The 19,014-nt window shown below is 71.0% G+C and carries 11 protein-coding genes; 8 read left to right on the plus strand and 3 right to left on the minus strand.

The annotated features are described in order from the left end of the window. Window positions 1–5: 5 nt before the first annotated feature. A complete protein-coding gene (locus OG202_RS03210) occupies window positions 6–719 on the minus strand; it encodes a GntR family transcriptional regulator (RefSeq protein ID WP_327731552.1) in 714 nt (237 codons plus the stop codon). A 185-nt stretch (window positions 720–904) separates the two neighbouring features. On the opposite strand from OG202_RS03210, the gene OG202_RS03215 reads away from it, so the two are divergent. Both OG202_RS03215 and OG202_RS03220 read left to right on the plus strand, forming a co-directional pair. Beyond that, a complete protein-coding gene (locus OG202_RS03215) occupies window positions 905–4,315 on the plus strand; it encodes an NB-ARC domain-containing protein (RefSeq protein WP_328222272.1) in 3,411 nt (1,136 codons plus the stop codon). Window positions 4,316–4,766: 451 nt separating this feature from the next. Next, on the plus strand, window positions 4,767–5,867 hold the full coding sequence (locus OG202_RS03220) for an amidohydrolase family protein (protein ID WP_328222273.1): 1,101 nt from the start codon (window positions 4,767–4,769) through the stop codon (window positions 5,865–5,867). A gap of 107 nt (window positions 5,868–5,974) precedes the next feature. Here the strand turns inward: OG202_RS03220 and OG202_RS03225 are convergent, their stop codons facing one another. Continuing rightward, window positions 5,975–9,940: an nSTAND1 domain-containing NTPase gene (locus OG202_RS03225; protein ID WP_328222274.1), complete on the minus strand. Its 3,966-nt coding sequence runs from the start codon at window positions 9,938–9,940 to the stop codon at window positions 5,975–5,977. Window positions 9,941–10,194: 254 nt separating this feature from the next. Here OG202_RS03225 and OG202_RS03230 point away from each other — a divergent pair, with 254 nt between their 5' ends. The 5 genes from OG202_RS03230 to pheA all read left to right on the plus strand — a co-directional run bounded on the left by OG202_RS03230 (window position 10,195) and on the right by pheA (window position 17,003). Further along, window positions 10,195–10,851 (plus strand): hypothetical protein, encoded by a 657-nt coding sequence (locus tag OG202_RS03230; protein ID WP_328222275.1) that lies wholly within the window; start codon window positions 10,195–10,197, stop codon window positions 10,849–10,851. Window positions 10,852–11,960: 1,109 nt separating this feature from the next. Beyond that, window positions 11,961–14,717, plus strand: coding sequence for a non-ribosomal peptide synthetase (locus OG202_RS03235; protein ID WP_327731545.1), 2,757 nt, complete (start codon window positions 11,961–11,963; stop codon window positions 14,715–14,717). 43 nt (window positions 14,718–14,760) lie between these two features. Continuing rightward, the gene (locus OG202_RS03240; protein WP_327731543.1) at window positions 14,761–15,684 is read left to right on the plus strand and encodes an NAD-dependent epimerase/dehydratase family protein; all 924 of its coding nucleotides are present in this window, start codon (window positions 14,761–14,763) and stop codon (window positions 15,682–15,684) included. Between the two features lie 17 nt (window positions 15,685–15,701). Next, window positions 15,702–16,142, plus strand: coding sequence for a nuclear transport factor 2 family protein (locus OG202_RS03245; RefSeq protein WP_326585062.1), 441 nt, complete (start codon window positions 15,702–15,704; stop codon window positions 16,140–16,142). 9 nt (window positions 16,143–16,151) lie between these two features. Beyond that, a complete protein-coding gene (pheA, locus tag OG202_RS03250; RefSeq protein WP_328222276.1) occupies window positions 16,152–17,003 on the plus strand; it encodes a prephenate dehydratase in 852 nt (283 codons plus the stop codon). A 248-nt stretch (window positions 17,004–17,251) separates the two neighbouring features. On the opposite strand, the gene OG202_RS03255 is transcribed toward pheA, so the two are convergent. Next, window positions 17,252–18,202 (minus strand): LysR family transcriptional regulator, encoded by a 951-nt coding sequence (locus tag OG202_RS03255; RefSeq protein WP_327731539.1) that lies wholly within the window; start codon window positions 18,200–18,202, stop codon window positions 17,252–17,254. A 119-nt stretch (window positions 18,203–18,321) separates the two neighbouring features. On the opposite strand from OG202_RS03255, the gene OG202_RS03260 reads away from it, so the two are divergent. After that, on the plus strand, window positions 18,322–18,993 hold the full coding sequence (locus OG202_RS03260) for an FMN-dependent NADH-azoreductase (protein WP_327731537.1): 672 nt from the start codon (window positions 18,322–18,324) through the stop codon (window positions 18,991–18,993). Window positions 18,994–19,014: the final 21 nt, after the last annotated feature.

A 19,014-nucleotide genomic window follows, 5' to 3' on the forward strand; every position in this document is an offset into this window, starting at 1 on the left:
GTTGCTCACTTGGCCGGGACCGGAAGCTCCAGGAAGAACTCGGCGGTACCCGGGCGGACGAGGGTCGTGACCACCTCGACGGTGCTGCCGTCGTCGGCACGCAACTCCCTGCGCCTCATCAGCGCGGGCGTTCCGGCCTCGCTGTGCAGCAGCGTGGCGTCGTGCTCGTCGAGGGTCACCGGGTCGAGGTAGAGCCGGATCGCGTCGATCGGTACTCCCCTGCGCTGCAGATACGGGAGGGTGACGAGGTCTTCGAGGTTCTCGTTCAGCAGGTCGGGGGCGGCTGCGAAGAGCACGACGTGCCGCTCGACCGACTGGGGCTCCTCGCGTACGTTCAGCTTGCGGCGGACCAGTTCCACCACGGCCGTGTCGGCGGAGGCGCCGGGGAGGGTCAGGACGGCGTCGGCGGCCCTGACGATCCGGGCGGAAACGACGTCGTGTCTGCCCGGTACGCCCTTCGCGGCTGCCGAGGGGGTGACGAAGTTGAGCAGGTTGATCTGCCGCGTCACGTCCGCGACGAACGTGCCGTGGCGCCGACGGCGGATCACCAGTCCCGCTTCCGCCAGGTCGTTGAGGACCCGTTGGGCCGTGGCACGACTGACGCCGTACTCGGCGGAGATATCCATCTCGCTCGGCAGACGCGAGCCGGGCGGCAGCCCCCCGTCCCGGATCTTCGCTTCGAACTCTCGCCTGATCTGTACGTAGAGCGGCACGGCCATGCCTAGACCGTACAATCACCCAATTGACCGGTCAATAGCCCCTTCGTCGCGGGAACAGAAATGCGCGGATCGAGTGACCGATTCCCAAGTGTGGTGCCTGTGCGGGATTGTGGCGTTCTGCTGCTGGTGCGGATGGTCTGTGGCTAGTGTTCCGGGGCAGGGTCTCGTGACCGGGGGGTTGGGGCGTGCGGGTGCGGGTGTGGACACCGGTTCTGGTGACGCTGGCCGCGGCGAGTGCGGTGCTCGCGGTGCTACTCGCGCTGGCGGGGAACGCCGCCACATCCACCGCGCGTTGGCCCGGCGTGCTGGATGAGCTTCGCCGACATCCGTGGCCGTGGGTCGGTGTGCTGGGAGCGCTGACCTTCCTGTCGGCCGGAGTCCTGATGTGGATGCAGGTGCGTCCACCGGCGGGCCGGGACGATCCGCCGCTCCCGCCGCCCGTGACCGTTCCCGACTGGTTCGTGGACCGGGCCCAGACCCGCGCCACCGCGGCAGCCGTGTGCCGCGGCGGCCGCGCCGTGGGTATCACCACCTCCCTGTGGGGAGCGGGAGGGTTCGGAAAGACCACACTCGCAACCGCCGTGTGCGCCCGCAGGCGCGTGCGGTGGCGGTTCCGTTCCCGGATCTACCACGTCACCATCGGACGGGACGTCCGCGGACGTGCGGCCGTGGCGGCCAAGGTCGCGGAGGTCACCCGGTTCATCACCGGCGACACCACCGAGTTCGACGACCCGAACCTGGCCGGCGCCCACCTGGGCAGGCTCCTCGACCAGCGCCCCCGCACCCTGCTCGTTCTCGACGACGCGTGGGAATCGGAGCAACTCGCCCCCTTCCTGGCAGGGGGCCGTCGCTGTGTCCGGCTGGTCACCACGCGCAACCCCTCCCTGCTGCCGTCCGGCACGGTCCGCATCCAGGTCGACCAGATGTCGTACGACCAGGCCGAGGCCGTACTGACCTGGGACCTGCCCCCGCTGCCGTCGGCCCTCGTGGACGCCCTGCTGAACGCCACCGGCCGCTGGGCTCTGCTGCTGCGCCTGACGAATCGCCTGATCGCGGAACAGTGCGCCGCCGGGGCCGATCCCGCAGCCACCGCCGCGCGGACCCTCCAGCGGCTGCGCAGCATCGGGCCTGCCGCCGTCGACGCTCCCGACGCCGTCTGGGACCTCGACGACCCCGTCCTGCGCAATCAGGCCGTCAAGGCATCGGTCGAGGCCGCCACGACCCTGTTGCCGTCCGGTGGCGCCGACCGCTTCACCGAGCTCGGCATCTTCGCCGAGGACGAGTCCGTTCCCGTATCCGTCGTCGCCCTGTTGTGGCAGGCGGGCGGCGGACTGGCGGACGACGAGACGCGCGTACTGTGCCGGACTCTGGAACGTCTGTCCCTGTGCACCGTCGACCCGCGGCGCGGTGGCACCATCAGTCTGCACGACGTCATCCGCGACTACCTCCGCGGTGATCTCGGTCCTGTCGGCCTGGTAAGCCTCAACGGCCGCCTGATCGACGCGATCGCCGCCACCCTGCCCCCGGCGCAGCCCCTCGTCCCCACCGCACCCGCTCCCGAACGCGCCTGGTGGCAGCTCCAGGACGGCTATCTCCTCGACCATCTCATCGACCACCTGCTCGCAGCCGGGCGCGCCGCGTCGGCTGAGGCCGTGGCGGGTGACCTGCGCTGGGTGGAGGCCCGCCTCGTGCAGCGTGGACCCGGTGCGCCCTGGACGGACCTCGCCCGCATCGACACCCCGCACACCCGGCTCCTGGCCCGCAGCCTCGCCCAGACCGCTCACCTCCTCACCCCCACCCGCCCGTCCCATGTCCTCACCGGCGTCCTGCACACCCGCCTGGACACCCATCCGCTCTGGCAGCCCCCGGTCACCGCGCGTCGGCGTGATCCCGCCCAACGCCCCTGTCTGGCAACGCGATGGCCCCTGCCCGACGCCCCCTCACCCGCGTTGCTCCGCACCCTCGCCGGCCACAGCGGCCGGGTGTGCTCGGTGGTGTTCGCGCCGGACGGCACCTGGCTCGTCACCGCCGGAGAGGACGGGAGAGTGCGCATCTGGGACCGAGCCACCGGGGCCTGCACAGCCACCCTGAACGGCCACACCAACGCAGTGAACTCCGTGGCCGTCGCCCAGGACGGCACCTGGCTCGCCACCGCCGGAGAGGACGGGAGAGTGCGCATCTGGGACCGAGCCACCGGGGCCTGCACAGCCACCCTGAACGGCCACACCAACGCAGTGAACTCCGTGGCCGTCGCCCAGGACGGCACCTGGCTCGCCACCGCCGGGGAGGATGGGAGAGCACGGATCTGGGACCGGGCCACCGGGACCTGTACCGCCACCCTGGACGGCCCCACCGGCCCGGTGGCGATCGCCCCGGACGGCAGCTGGCTCGCCACCAGCAGCGGGGGCGACAGGACGGTGCGGATCTGGGACCGGGCCACCGGGGCCTGTACAGCCGCTCTCACCGGCCCCAGCGGCTCGGTGAACGGGCTGGCGGTCGCCCGGGACGGGACCTGGCTGGCGGCCGCCGGCAACGACGGCCGGGTACGGATCTGGGACCGGGCCACCGGGGGATGCACCGTCACCCTTACCGTGCCCACCTACTACTCACTGACGTCGATGGCGATCGCCCCGGACGGCGCCTGGCTCGCCACCGCCGGCGACGACAGGACCGTGCGGATCTGGGACCGGGCGACCGCAGCCTGCACGGCCACCCTCGACGGCGACACCCACGGGGTGAACTCGGTGGCGATCGCCCCGGACGGCAGCTGGCTCGCCACCGCCCATGACGGCGGAACGGTGCGGATCTGGGATCACGCGTCGATCACTCCGACGTCCTCACGCCCGGGCCACACCGCCCGGACGAAGTCCGTGGTGTTCGCCTCGGCCGGCACCTGGCTGGCCGCCGTCTGCGCCGACGGGAAAGCGCGGATCTGGGACCGGGCCTCCGAGACCTGCACGGCCACCCTCACCATCCCCGCCGCCCGGGTGACGTCGGTGGCGTTCGCCCCGGACGGCAGCTGGCTCGCCACCGCCGGCGACGACGAGACGGTGCGGATCTGGGACCGGGCCACCGGAGCCTGCACCGCCACCCTCGACGGCCCCACTGTCCGGGTGAACTCGATGGCGGTCGCCCGGGACGGGACCTGGCTCGCCACCAGCGGCGACGACGACAGGACCGTGCGGATCTGGGACCGGGTCACCGGAGCCTGCACCACCACCCTTACCGGCCCCACCAGCCCGGTGACCTCGGTGGCGGTCGCCCGGGAGGGGACCTCGCTGGCCGCCGCCGGCGACGACGGGACGGTGCAGATCTGGGACTGGGCCTACCGGGCCCGGAGGGTCACCCTCACCGTGCCCACCCGCGACTCGCTGCGCTCGGTGGCGATCGCCCCGAACGGCACCTGGCTGGCCGCCGTCTGCCGCGCCGGGTGGGTGTGGGTGTGGGAGCGATACCAGCAGGGCCGGTCGACCGGCTGGACCTTCCCCCGCGTCGTCGCCACCGGGGCGAATTCGGTGGCGATCGCGCAGGACAGCAGCTGGCTCGCCGCCTGCGGCGTCGACGGGACGGTGCGGATCTGGGCTGCCACGGGATAGGACGTCGTGGCCGTCGCGCGAACCGAAGGAGCACTGCTCTCGGCTGCCTGGGGGACAGATCACGAACTCGCGGTGGGGGGCGAACGAGGCCTGTACCTCTTCCAACTCCTCACCTGAGACACCCCCGCCGGGGTGCGCTCCCGCCTGACCCTTCCGTCAGCGGTTCGCAGCGGATGCCCCGCCTGCCGCTGCGAACCGCTGACGCGACGCCGCGTCCGATCACGGCGGCGGAGGACAAGGCCACCAGGGCAGCGTGGAGGACCGTGGAGGCCCCTGGAGGACCATTCCGTCCTGAAGCCGGACGACGGCGGGAGCTGGCGAGGCCCCTCTCTCCGGACCGCGTCCGTCCGGGGTAATCGACCTCGAACAGGGCACGCCGTGGCGATCGCGGGCCCGCCACCGGGCCATCGTGGTGCCGCAAACCGGATGGCGCTACGGATGGGATACGCGAATGTCGGAATCGACGCAGGCCATGAGTCGGCGCAGTCTGCTGATCACCGGTGGGGCGGTGGCGACCACCGTCGCCGCAACGGGCGGGGCCAGCGCTCTGGCCGGGGAGGAAGCTGTGCTGCGAGGCTCGGAGAGCGGCGATGACGCCGGCCGGGCGAGGATTGACCTCCACCATCATTTCACCGCTCCGGCATGGGTTGACTGGGCCGAGGGTGAGGGCTTGGTGCGACGGCAGGAGCTGCCGTGGTGGGCGCGTTGGGATCTGGACTCCACTCTGGCGCTGATGAACCGGGTGGGAATCGCTACCGCGGTCCTCAACCCGACCATGCAGGACCGGTACCGCTCCGCGGTGCAGGCCAGGGAAGGCCTCACCGTCCTCTTCGAGGCGCTGGCCGACTTGGTGGCCGTACACCCGGACCGTTTCGCCATCCTCGCCCCTGCCGTCCTGGACCATCCCGAAGTGACCACGTGGGCTCTCCAACGCGCCTTCGACGAGCTCGGTGCCGTTGGAGTCAGCGTGAAAGCCAACTACAACGGCGTCTACCTCGGCGATCCCTCCTACGACCGCTTCCTCGCAGAACTCGACGAACGCTCCGCAGTCCTTATCACCCACCCGCTCGACCTCCCGGGCGGACCACCCGGCGTGCCCACCGTCCCCGGAATCCCGAACTTCATGTGCGATTTCCTGCTGGATTCCACGCGTGCCGCTGTGAACCTGATCCGCACCAGGACACTCGACCGCTACCCGCACCTGTCAGTCGTTCTGCCACACGCCGGCGGATTCCTCCCTCAGATCGCCACCCGCATGAAGGCCTTCGGCGACTTCTGCACCCCACCGCTCGATGCTGCCCGTGTCCAGGACTACCTCCACCGCTTCTACTACGACACGGCGGGCCCGCTGGCCCCCTCGGGCACTCTGGTCGCCACCGCCGGTGCAGACCGGATCCTCTTCGGCACCGACTGGCCGGCCGCCTCCGCCGACGTCATCACCGACTTCACGGTGCCCGTCATCGAGACCGACCCCGTCCTCACCCACCGCCAGCGTCGCGGCATCAACCGCGACAACGCGCTCCGCCTCATGCCGACGCTGAGGCGCGCCTAGCTTGACTACGTCCGCGGCACGGCGCTGTCGGATTCACGGCAACACGGCGGTGCGACGCCACCTGTCGGCCGCGAGGCACGGCGGCGCCGACGGCAGGTGGGGTGGCTCTATCCGTCCGCCGTTCCGTCCGACCGGCCGGACGGTGCCGATGGACAGGTCGCCCGGTAAGGGATCCCCGGCAGGTATGTCCGCCAGTCCGCCGGGGACAGTCCGGAGCCCGCCCGTGCGCAGAGGCGGGCGGCGACCCGGTCGGGGTCGATGTCGTACGCCTGTACCGGCACGTGCGCGCCCGCCCCGTACAGGGTGCCGCCGTCCGGGCCGAACGCGAGCGAGTGAATCATGTCGCCCGGCGTGGACAGTGCTGATCCGAGGAGCCGGTGCGAGTCGGTGTCCCACAGCTGCACCGTGCCCAAGTCACCCGCGACGGCCAGGGTCTCGCCGTCCGGCGAGAAGGCCAGTGCGCCCACTCCCTCGTTCTCCGCGCGACGGGACTCGGTGTACGTACCCGGCAGCACGCCGAGGCGTTCGCGGAGGTCCCCGTCCCAGACCGTGACCCGGCCCAGCCCGTCGCCCACCGCCAGACGGGCGCCGTCCGGACTGAACGCCAGGGCGTTCGTATCGTCCCCGCCCAGCACCCGCTGCGTCACCTGTCCGGACGACAGGTCAGCGACCGAGTCCTGCCACGACACGACCACCCCGCCGTCCGGGCGCACGACCAGTTCCTCGCCCGCGAAGCCGGGCAGCGTGCGCAGACGCTTTCCCGCGCGTACGTCCCACAGTTCGAGCACCTCCCGCTCGGCGGCGCGGGACACGGCGAGGGTGCGGCCATCGGCACCGAGGGCGAATCCGGAGACGCCGAGGGGCATTTCGCCGTCCGGCACGGGCGTACCGCCCCTGCCCAGGTCGACCGTGGCGAGCACGCGGCGGGCGCGTACGTCCCACACAGTGATCAACTGGCGTTCGGAGGAACTCGAGTCGTGGTCCCGCCGGATCCGGCCGTACGCGAAGTACCCGCCGTCGGGGCTGAACGCCATGCCGTCGGAGCAGTTGTACAGGCGCACCGCCGCGGCCTGCAGTCGGCGCACGGACGTCTCGACCTCTTCCTCCAAGGCCCCGTCCTCAAGCGTCTGTTCGCCCGGACCCCTCCGGTCGGGCTCCGGCGGAGGGCAGGGCTCACCCGGCAGCTTCGCCACCAGGCTGCCGTGCGCGTCCAGCAGCTCATACCCGGCCAGGTCGTCGGTGCGGCCCACGGTGGCCAGCGTCCGGCCGTCGCCGCTCCACTTCGCGCCGCCCGTCTCCCGGTTCTGCCAGCGGTCGGTCACCGCGCTCCCGAGCCTCAGCGACCGGACGATCGCGCCACTGCCCGACATGTACCGTATGACGCCTTCGGCAAGGTCCAGCCGGAGTTCCTGCGGAGTCTCGTTGACCAGGATGTAGCGGAACACAGGGGCGCCGGGCGCCGCGACCCGCCACAGCAGGATCTCGTCAGGGGTGGACGCCACGACGAAACGGCCGTCGGCGCTGAACCGGAACTCCTCGATGCCCTCGGCCTTGAGCTGAGCGAGGGCGCGGCCGGAACCGAAGTCCCAGAGACGGATACCGGTGTCGCTCATGAGCGCGATACCGCGGCTGTCCGGGGTGAAGGCGAACTCGCCCGCGAAGCAGTCGCGCTTCCCCGCACGGTCCAGCCAGGGCAGCGGCAGCTTGCGGCCCCCACCGCCGAGGTTCCGTATCTCCAGCGGCCGTGCGTCGGTGCAGACGGCCAGCCATCGGCCGTCCGGGCTGACGGCAGTGTCCTGAACCGTCTCGGACTCCCCGATCGGGAGACGCAGGAGCCGCCGCCGCTGCCGCAGGTCCCACGCCTGCAGGTTCATCGGACCGTCGAGGTCCGGTCCCCAGCTCTCCACAACGAGAACATGCCCGCCCGGCCCGAACTGCGCGTCCATGGGCGACTCCACGGCGAGCCTGCCGGTCTCGTGGGCCGTGCGGACATCCCACAGCCGTACGGCTCCCTCGTCCAACAGGGCGAGCGTGCGCCCTTCCTGGCTGACCGCCATCCATTCCTCGGCCTGGTCGTCCGGACTCCCGCCGACGCCGGGCTGGGTGCGGGTGCGGCGGTGGGTGCGTACGTCCCAGGTGTCGATACGGTCCGGTGTGATCGACAGGACTGTCCGGCCGTCGGCGCTCAGGTGGTCGTCGGCGCTCTCGGCGCCGGTGCCGGCGGGGACGGTGAAGACGTCCTGCTCCTTCTGCCCGAGGGAACCGAGCAGAGCCGACCGGGTCTCCGTGGTCCTCGCGAGCCGCCAGGCGGCGATGCTGAGGCGCATCGCCTGCTCCGGATCGGTCAGACGCAGGGTGGCGGCGAGGGCGGCGAGGCGGCCGGCCTCCGCCTCGACTCGCCGGCGATCGCTGGTACTGCTCTGCTGCCAGGCGATGGCACCGGCGACCAGAGCCAGGACCAGCAGGCAGGACAGGGCGCTGACGAGGACGTGACGGCGGCGGCGCTCCCGGGTGCGGTCCGCGAGGGAGGCGGTCAGGAAGGCGTCTTCGAGGGAGGTGAGCGCGGCAGAGCGCCCGGAGGTGCCCCGGAAGTGCTCCCCGGCGGCGGCCAGGCGGGCGCCCCGGTACAGCGCGCCCGGGTCGCGGCCGAGGTCGTCCCAGGCACGGGCGGCCTCGGTGAGGTGACGGTGGGCGCGCAGGCGTTCGCGGTCCTCGTCGATCCAGGCGCCGAGCCGGGACCAGGCGGTGATCAGGGCCTCGTGGGCAAGACTGACGGTGTCGTCGTCGAGAGTGAGGAGGCGGGCGCGGGCCAGGCGGTCGAGGACGAGTTCGACATCGTCGGGGGCGGCGACGTCGAGCTCGGTGCGGGGAACGGGGCGGCGGGTGTCCTGGGAGCCCTCGCCGGGCGCGATCAGTCGGAGCAGCAGAAGCCGGGCCAGCTCGGCCTGTGCGGGCGAGAGCCCGGTATAGATGTCCTCGGCGGTCTGCGCGATGGCGCCGTCGAGCCCGCCCGCCGCCTGGTACGCGTCCTCGGTCAGCGCCCGCCCCCGACGCCTGCGCCAGGTCTCTCGCAGGACATGCGACAGCAGCGGCAGGCCGCCGGGGCGGCCCTCCACCTCGCGGACCAGGCGGGCGGTGAGCGAGCGTTCGACCATCAGGCCGGTCGCCTGGGCAGGCTTGACGACAGCCTCGCGCAACTCGGCCGGACTCATGGGACCCACGAGCACGCTGGTGTCGCGCAGAGCACGGGCGAGGCCGCGGTGTTCGGCGCAGCGGCTGTAGAAGTCGGCGCGTACTGCGATGACGACCCTCAACCCGCTGTCCGGGCGGTGGGCTGTGAGCAGCAGGTCGATGAACGCGGTGCGCTCGGCCTGGTCTTGGCAGAGCGTGAAAACCTCCTCGAACTGGTCGACCACGACGAGGATGTCTCTCCCTGTTCCGGGCAGGTCCGTGGGCGGCCGGAGCGCGTCGGCGTGTGTGGTGAGAGGGTGCTCCCCCGGGGCCAGGACGCGGATGGCGGCCAGCTGGACGCCGCTGCCGCCGTGGCCTTCGTCGCCGTCCCTGCTGTGGTTGCTGTCACCGTTGCCGCCGTCGCGCCGCAGGGACGGGATCAGCCCGGCACGCAACAGGGAGGACTTGCCGCTGCCGGACGGGCCGAAAACGGCGGTGAAGCGGTGTTCGGCGACCGACTGCCGTAGAGCGGAGGTGAGTTCACCGCGACCGAAGAACCGGTCGTGGTCTTCCGGCTCGAACCGGGCGAGGCCCTGGTAGGGCGGCTCGGCGTCCTCGTCCTCGCGGACCTGGACGGCCATCTCCCCTTCCACCGCGCGCCAGCGCCGCTCCCACTCCACCGGGTCGCCGCCGCAGGCACCGACGTACCCCAGGGTCACCGCCAGCGAGGGGAGCTGCTCGCCGGCCGCCGCCTGGGAGAGCGAGGTCACCGAGTAGTGGGCGCGCCGCGCCATCTCCCGATAGGTGATGCCGTCCGCCTCGCGCCGCAGCTTCCGCAACTCGTACGCGAAGCGCTGTACCGGTCCCGCGTTCGGGTCGACCGGTCTCTCTCGACGCCCCACCGCATTGTCCCCCGTCCCCCGGCACAGATCCCTGCGCCCGGCACGCGGACAACTCCCCGTGCGTGCGGCCACGTTAGGAACCCACCCGGCCGCCTGGCAAGCGTTCGCGGTCGCTGACCGGCCACTTATGTTTTGTTCGGTGTGGCGAAGGGGGCCTGCCGAACAACCGACCGGGCTGGTGAACTCGGTGTTGCCGGCCCGGTCGAAGGCCGGACACCGCTCTGTCAGGGGCGGTCCAACGGGAGGAACAGATCATGAACTCAGGTACATCACGCCCCCTGCGCCGGAGGCTGAAGGCCATCGCGACGGCGGGCGCGGCAGCCGTGGCGGTGAGCCTGCTGCCGTCGGCGGCGGGGGCGCAGGAAGCGGGGGCGTCGGCGGCCGAGGAAACGTCGGTCGAGGCGGCTGCCGCGAAGGGCAGCACCTACCTGTCGTTCAAGAAGAACAAGAAGGACCCGTCCAACTCGCGTCTCTCCTTCTACTTCGTGCAGCAGGTCGCCCCGGACAAGACGCGCACGTGGCGGGTCGCCAGCTGGCGTGCGGGCTCGGGCCTCGGCACCGCCGACAACAAGATCGGCCGCGACGGCTGCAAGAGCAATGTGGGCTGGCTGCCCAGCGGCACGTACAACATCACGACTTTCTCCAGCAACTTCTCGGGCAAGATCAACGGAATCGTCTGGCAGCTCAGCAACAAGAGGTGCACGGGAAAGGCCAAGACCGAACGCACCGCCCTGTTCATCCACAGCGAGATGAAGTCGAACGGCAAGCAGGGCTCCACGGAGTCGACGCGCTGGGACGGCAACAGCGACTACAAGTCCAACGGCTGCGTCAAGCTCAAGCCGGCCGACGTGCGTGAGCTGAAGAGCTACCGGTCGAGCTACCCGAAGCCGACACGGCTGTACGTCTCCTAACCAACGGGCGCACGTCCGGGTGCCGGCCCTGCCGCATGAGCGGCGGGGCCGGACGCCTTCGCCCCGGACGCGATCGCCCACACCGCAAGGGCACGGCCCCCGCACGATGACGGCGCGGGGGCCATCCGCTACGCCCCCTCAGCGGCACCGGTACCGCTCAGGCCCTGCGTACGGCCGTCCTGGCCGCCACCGTGATCGACTCCGCGGCCGCCGGCACCCCGGCGGGCCGGCTGTGCGCCCACTTTGCGGCCCGCCTGCGCACCGCGTTCCGCGTTACGCGTTACGCGACCATCTCGCCACCTGCGCCCGGCTCTCCCCCAGGCATTTCCCACCCCCGCCTGGCAGCACGAACTCGACGCCTGCCGGTCGGGGTGACGGCCGGGCGGGGACGCGGCGCCCCGCCCGAAACCGCGACGCTCCCGACGAGGCCCGCGATCGCGCCTCGGACGGCTGCCGAGCGTCAGCTCCGGAGGTCTGTCGCCAGCGCTCGGAAGAGAAGGATCCGGATACCGCGCCACCTCTTTCCGGTACATGTCTCGATTGCTTACGCCTACCGTCAGGAAAAACGGCACCGGCTTATTTATCGGCACATCCGGAAGTCGCCATGTGACGCGCAAGTTGCCTGCTCGATAACGCGCAGGTCAGAAATTGGACTCCTTTGTTGATTTGCCGCAGAACTCCGTCCGGCCGGTGTGCTCTCCCCCACACCCAGTGAGGTTTGGCAGGGTTTTTTCCTCTTTTCCGGCACTTTCTGCTCCCCCTTTTAGTCCTTTGACAAGCCGGACCGTCGGTTCTTATTCTCGGCGAATATTCGGAGCCCCGATGTCGTGGCTCCAGGGACTGGCCTGGTCGACGGGGGACGATGAACAGGTGCTTGCCCGATGAGCCGGCGGAAATCGGATCCGGCTCTTCCGCTTATTAGCCCTCGGGTGAGGGCCGCGCCCGCCGCGCCGCCTCCCTGCTTTCCCGGCCACCGTCACCGCCACCCTTTCCGCGCGCGGTCGAGTGTGACTCACCAGCACATCCGAACGACTTTCCGTACACCGTTCAGCACGCCGTTCCGGTGATCCCGGGGACGACGGCCGACGAAGAGGAAGAAGGCATCCCGCATGACCACAGCCGTGACGAGGACGCGGACCATCGTGGACCTGTTGTGCGACGCCGCCCGGGACCACACGGAGTCCGGGTTGCGCTATCCCCGGGGCGCGGACGACCAGGACGCACCCTTGCAGAGCTATTCCGGCCTCCTCGACGAGGCCCGCTCGGTCCTCACCGGCCTTCGGGAACGCGGCCTCGCCCCAGGCGACAAGGTCGTCCTGCTCCTGGAGAAACCGCGGGAGTTCCTCGCCGCGTTCTGGGCCTGCCAGCTCGGCGGATTCGTCCCATGCCCGATGGCCGCCCTGGGCGGCGACCCGGAGCGTTGGGCGGCCCAGCTGACGCACGTCGACACCCTCCTCGGCCAGCCGCTGATCGTCACCAGCGCCACCCTCGCCGCCGAACTCCCGCGTGTCGAGGGCCTGTCCGTCGTCCCATTGGAGGATCTGCGCGCCGAGCACCTGGCGGACTCCTTCCACGAGGCCGATCCCAAGGACGACGCCGTCCTCGTGCTGACGTCCGGCTCCACCGGCAATTCCAAGGCCGTGATGCTCAGCCACGCCAACCTGCTCGCCTCCATGGCCGCCAAGAACGGCTACCACGGGCTGACTGCCCAGGACATCAGCCTCAACTGGGTCTCCTTCGACCATGTCGCCGCCCTCCTCGAATGCCACCTGCTGCCGCTGTACGCGGGCAGCACCCAACTGCACGTCGAAGCGCCCGTGGTGCTCCAGGAGCCGCTGAACTTCCTGCGGATCATCTCCGGCTTCGGCGTCACCATGACCTTCACCCCCAACTTCCTGCTGGGGCTGATCAATCCGCAGGCCGACCGACTCGACGAGGAGAACGGCGACGAGATCGACCTGTCGCGGTTACGGCACGTCATCAGTGGCGGCGAGGCCGTCGTCCGCACCACCGGCGAGACCTTCCTCAGCCGCTTCGCCCCGTACGGGCTGCGTGCCGACGCCCTGTGGCCCGCGTTCGGCATGTCGGAGACCTGCGCCGGCAGCATCTACTCCGTCGATTTCCCGGCCGCCGACCAGGGCCAGGAGTTCGCCAACCTGGGACAGCCCGTCGAGGGGCTGCGCATCCGCGTCGCCGACGAGGCGCACCGCGAACTGCCCGCGGGCGCGGTGGGCGAGCTCCAGCTCAACGGCCCGATGATCACGGCCGGTTACTACAACAACGAGCAGGCCACACAGGACGCCTTCACCCCCGACGGCTGGTTCCGCAGCGGTGACCTCGGCAGGATCGACGACGGTCGACTCACCCTCGTCGGGCGCACCAAGGACAGCGTCATCGTCAATGGTGTCAACTACTTCAGCCACGACATCGAGACCCTCCTCGAAGGCCTCGACGACGTGGCCCCCTCCTTTGTCGCCGCCTTCCCCACCCGCGCCCCCGGCAGCGACACCGAGCAACTCGTGGTCGCCTTCCATCCGGAGTGCGCCGACGGCGACGAGCTCGCCCTGTACCGGGTGCTGAGCGCGGTGCGCAGCAGCGTCGTCATGCACTGGGGCTTCAGGCCCGCACTCATCCTGCCGCTGCCGAAGGACGCCTTCCCCAAGACCAGCCTCGGCAAGATCCAGCGCGCGCTGATGCGCAAGCGGCTGGAGGCCGGGGCGTACGACGAGGTGAAGGGTGCCGTCGACGACCTGGTTCTGCGTCGGCTCGGCGGCTACACCGCGCCCAAGGGCGACACGGAGAAAGTCCTCGCCGGCATCTACGCCGAGATGTTCGACACCGGCTCCGACCGGATGAGTGTCACCGCCAACTTCTTCGACCTGGGCGGCACCTCACTCGACATCCTGCGTCTGCGTTCCCTGGTCGCCCAGCGCCTCGGCGCGGACGGCCTGCAGATCATCACCGTGCTGCGGGCACCCACCGTGCGTGCCCTGGCCGCTCACCTCGACGGGGCCGCGGACGGCGAGGGGGAGTACGACCCGATCGTGCCGATGCAGGTCACCGGCGACAAAACCCCGCTGTTCTGCGTCCATCCGGGCGTCGGCGAGGTCCTCGTCTTCGTCAACCTCGCCAAGTACTTCGTCGGCGAACGGCCGTTCTACGCACTGCGTGCCCGCGGCTTCAACCCCGGCGAGAGGCCCTTCGAGAGCTTCGCAGAGATGGTCGACACGTATGTCAATGCCATCCGCTCCCGCCAGCCGCACGGCCCGTACGCCGTCGCGGGGTACTCGTACGGCGGGGCGGTCGCCTTCGAGATAGCCAAGGTGCTCGAAGCACAGGGCGAGCGCGTCGACTTCGTCGGCAGCTTCAACCTGCCGCCGCACATCAAGTACCGCATGAACGAGCTGGACTTCGTCGAGACTGCCGCCAACCTGGCGTTCTTCCTGGAGCTGATCGACAAGAAGCAGTCGCTCGAACTGCCCGCACAGCTGCGGTCGTTGTCCAAGGACGAGCAGCTCGCGCACTTCATCGACCAGGCGCCCGAGGGCCGCCTCGCCGAACTCGACCTCACCTTCGAGAGGTTCAAGGCATGGGCGGAACTCGCGGACGGCCTCACGAACCTCGGACGCGGATACTCGCCCGCCGGCACAGTCCGCTCGATGAGCGTCTTCTACGCCATCCCGCTGCGCGGCACCAAGGAGGACTGGCTCAACAACGAGCTGCGCCGCTGGGACGAACACGCCACCGGCGAGAACCACTACATCGACGTACCCGGCGAGCACTACACGCTGATGGGCCCGACCCACGTGGCGGCCTTCCAGTCGATCCTGCGCAAGGAGCTCGACCGCGCCCTCGGCGACGTCTGAAGCGCGCCGATCCCCGACCCCGGACCCCAAGGAGGGGCAGTACGTGAACCGCAAGAAGATCCTGGTGACCGGTGCCACAGGACTGGTGGCGGGACCGGTCGCCGAGGCGCTGGCCGACGGCAACGAGGTGTGGGCGCTGGGGCGCTTCGGCGCCCCCGGGGCCGAAGAGAAGCTCACCCGCCACGGCATCCGCACCTTCCGCTGGGACATGGACGACACCGGCGCCGGCTCCCTCAAGGGCCTGCCGGAAGACTTCACCCACGTCTTCCACTCGGCGGTGAACCGCGGCGAGGACGGCGACTTCAACGCGGCCGTCGAGGCCAACTCGGTGGCCGCGGGGCGCCTGATGACCCACTGCCGTACCGCGGAGGCGTTCCTGTACGTGTCCACCGGCGCCCTGTACGCCCGCCAGACCCTCGACCACAAATACACCGAGACCGACCCGTTGGACGGCAAGGCCGACTGGCTGCCCGCCTACCCCGTGGTCAAGATCGCGGCCGAGGGCACGGTCCGGGCTTTCGCGCAGACCCTCGGCCTGCCGACCGTCATCGCCCGCCTCAACATCGCCTATGGGCCGGCCGGTTACGGCGGTGTGCCGATGCTCTACTTCAAGCGCATGCTCGCGGGCGAGCCGATCCCGGTCCCGCTGGAGGGCCAGAACTGGACCTCGCTGCTGTACATCGACGACCTCGTCGAGCAGGTCCCGCACCTGTGGAGCGCGGCGAGCGTCCCGGTGACCCTGACCAATTGGGGTGGCGACGAGTCCGTCGGCGTCACCGACTGCGTCCGCTACCTGGAGGAGCTCACCGGGGTCGAGGCGAACCTCGTACCGAGCGAAGTCACCCGCGAGACCTACCAGTTCGACCCGACGCTGCGCCGCTCGCTCACCGGGCCGTGCAAGGTGCCGTGGCGCGAGGGCATCCGGCGCACCCTCGCGGCCCTGCACCCCGAACACCTCAAGAAGTGAGAGGAGCGACTCCCGTCATGACCGACAGCAGCGGCAGTACGGACAGCACGGACCCCACGGACAGCACAGATCCACTGGCACCGATCCACGCCGCCTACGCCGCCTTCGCGGCCCGCGACGTGGGCGCGCTCCTGGATGCCTTCGACCCCGACATCGAGTGGGTGCACCCCGAGGGGATGGACAAGTACGGCCTCGGTGGCACCAAGTACGGGCACGCCGGTGTCAAGGCGTTCCTCGCGCACGTGCCCACCGTCCTCGGCGGCATGCGGCTGCACCCGGGCGAATTCATCCGGGAGGGCGAGCGTGTGGTCGTCTTCGGCCGCCGGGACATCACCTCCCTGAGCGGCCACACGGAGACGCAGCCGTTCGTGCACTCCTGGGTCCTGCGCGACGGGCGGGCCGTCCGCATGGAGGACATCTTCGACACCGTCGCGTTCCACCGTGTGATCGAGAGCTGACGGGCGACGATGACGTACGCCTATCTTGGTCCGGAGGGGACCTTCACGCAGACCGCGCTGCGCCGGCTGCTGCCGACGGTCCCTCCGGACCGGGAACCGGCGCACCGCCCCTTCCCGAGCGTGGCCGCCGCGCTGGAGGCGGCCTTCCGGGGTGAGTGCGACGCGGCGGTGGTGCCGCTGGAGAACTCGGTACGCGGCGTCGTACCCGCCACCATGGACCAGCTGGCCTCGGCGAGGATGCACATCAACGCCGAGGTCGAGGTGCCGGTGTCCTTCGCGCTGATGGCCCCCGAGGGCGACGTGGAGGACGTGACCGTGGTGCACAGCCACCCGCACGCGCTGGGCCAGTGCGAGGACTGGCTGCGCACCCGGCTGCCCGGTGCCCGCACCCGGACCGCCGCCTCCACCGCCGCGGCCGCCCGGGAGGTCGCCGAGGCGGGCGTCCCCGGCCACGCGGCCATCGCGGCCGCGCCGGCCGCCGGCCTGTACGGGCTGCGGGTCCTCGCCACCGGCCTCGGCCGGGAGGCGGGGGCCGTGACCCGGTTCGTGTCGGTGGCTCCCCGCTGGTCCCACCCGGCCCGAACCGCACGCGAACGCACCTCCCTGCTGGTGTCCTTGGGCACCGCGGGCCCGGACCTCGTCCCCGACGTACTCAACGAGTTCCGCACCCTCGGCATCGCCCTGTCCTGGATCCAGTCCTGGCCGACGGGCTGGGCGCTCGGCAGCTACCACCTGTTCCTCGACGTCGACGCCCACATCGACACCCGCCCGCTGCGCCTGGCCATGGCTGCCGTCGAGGCCCGGGGCCTGGAGGTGCGCTTCCTGGGCAGCTATCCACGCTGGTCCGCCGCAGCCGGCTGACGCGGTCGGCCGTCGGCGGTGGGAGCGAGACGGTCGCTGGGGGCGGAAGCGGCTGGTCGCTGCGGCGGAAGCGGCTGGTCGGGCGGCGTGGACGCGGTCGGTCAGCCGACGGCTGACGAGGCCGTCACACCGTGGTCCGGGGAGGTTTCCTCGGCCGTCGGCCGACGGCCGACGCGACGCGTCGGGCGCGGGCCGGGGTGACGGCCGGACTCCCCTCGGCGGAGCTCGTCGGCCCCCAGGGGGCGGAGTCAGTCTGTCGCGGGGTGGCTGATCTGGCCCGCCGAGGACCGTCGCAGTTCGTCGGCCGCCTCCCGTACGGCCGGCAGCAGGGCCGCCACCGGCGGGCTGTCCAGGGCACCCTCGCGCACCACGAGGGTGATCCGGCGGATGGGCCGGATCCCCTTCAGAGCGATGCGGGCGACCGGATGCCCCGGCCGGTCTGGCACGAGGTCGGGGACGAGCGCGACGCCCCAGTCCAGCGAGACCAGCCCGAACACGGCCTGCATGTCCCCGATGTCGGAGACGATGTCGGGGACGAAACCGGCGTCGGCGCACAGGTGGAGGACCAGCTGTCCGAGCCGGGACGTCCGGTCCAGCAGCCACGGCTGCTCCGCGAACTCGGCGAGGGCACGCGGCCCCTCGCCCCGGGCGAGCGGGTGACCGGGCGCGATGGCCAGGCGGATGCGGTCGCTGATCACCTCCTCCTCGTACAGCCCCGGCACCCGTGGCTCGGGCACCTGCGGGTAGCCGGAGGCCAGGACGGCGTCGAGCCGCCCGAGCCGGACCGTCTGCCGGCCCTCGTCGGGATCGACGCCGTGCAGGGTGATGCGCAGTTCCGGATGGCGTGCGCGCAATCGGTTCAACGCCGGCACCAGCAGGGCCGGACCCTCGTGGAGCGGTACGCCCACCCGCAGCTCGCCGGTGACCTTGCCGTCCCGGGCGAGCAACTGTGCCTCCGCAGCTTCGAGTTCGGCGAGGACACGCTCGGTGTGAGCCACCAGCAGTCGTCCGGCGGCGGTGAGCTCGGCCCGTTTGCTGCCGCGGTCCAGCAGCGCGGCGCCCGTCTCCGACTCCAGGGCGGACAGCTGCTGGGAGACCGCTGAACGCGTGTAGTTGAGTGCCTGCGCGGCTGCGGCGATCGAGCCCCGGGCCCCGACCTCGCGCAGCAGCACCAGCTTCCGTACGTCCAGCACCGTCATCCTCGCTAACGCTTCTGGTTAAGAAGTGCCACGCCAGATTACGGGACAACGGTCCTGACGGCGACTTCAATGGAGATCAATACCCCTCCAACGCGCCGACCAGACAAGGGACTTCCGCCATGCCCACACTGCTTCATCTCGACTCCAGCCCTCGCCTGGGCTCGGTCTCTCGCCAGATCTCGGGCGAATTCGCGGAGACCTGGCGCAAGACCAACCCCGACGGCCGTTACGTCTACCGCGACCTGGCCGCCGACTCCGTCCCGCATGTCGACCACGCGCAGATCGAGGTCATGCACCGCTTGGAGACGGAGGGCATACGTGACCTCGCGGTGGCCCGCGGGGCGACGCGGACGCCCGAGGAGGAGGCGAGCTGGGCGGTGACCTGGCCGCTGATCGAGGAGCTCCTCGCGGCCGACACCATCCTGCTCGGCGTACCGATGTACAACTTCTCGGTGCCGTCCACGTTCAAGGCGTGGTTCGACCGCGTCCTGATCGCGCCGCTGATCGCCGACCCGGCCACCGGTCAGGGCCCGCTCTCCGGCAAGAGGGTCGTGGTGGCCTCCGCGCGCGGCGGCGCCTACGGGCCGGGCACGCCCCGCCACGACTTCGACCACCAGGAGCCGTACCTGAAGGCGGCGCTCAGCATGGTGGGCCTCGCCTCCGACCTGACGTTCCTGCACGCGGAGCTGACCAAGTCGGCGCACGTGCCCCGGCTCTCCCAGTTCAAGGAGATGGCGGCCACGTCGTACCAGGCGGCGATCGACGGCGCCCGCACGCACGGCGAGGCCTGACAGCCCCCGGTAGGCGCCCGG

Source organism: Streptomyces sp. NBC_00310 (assembly GCF_036208085.1).
Classification (GTDB): domain Bacteria; phylum Actinomycetota; class Actinomycetes; order Streptomycetales; family Streptomycetaceae; genus Streptomyces.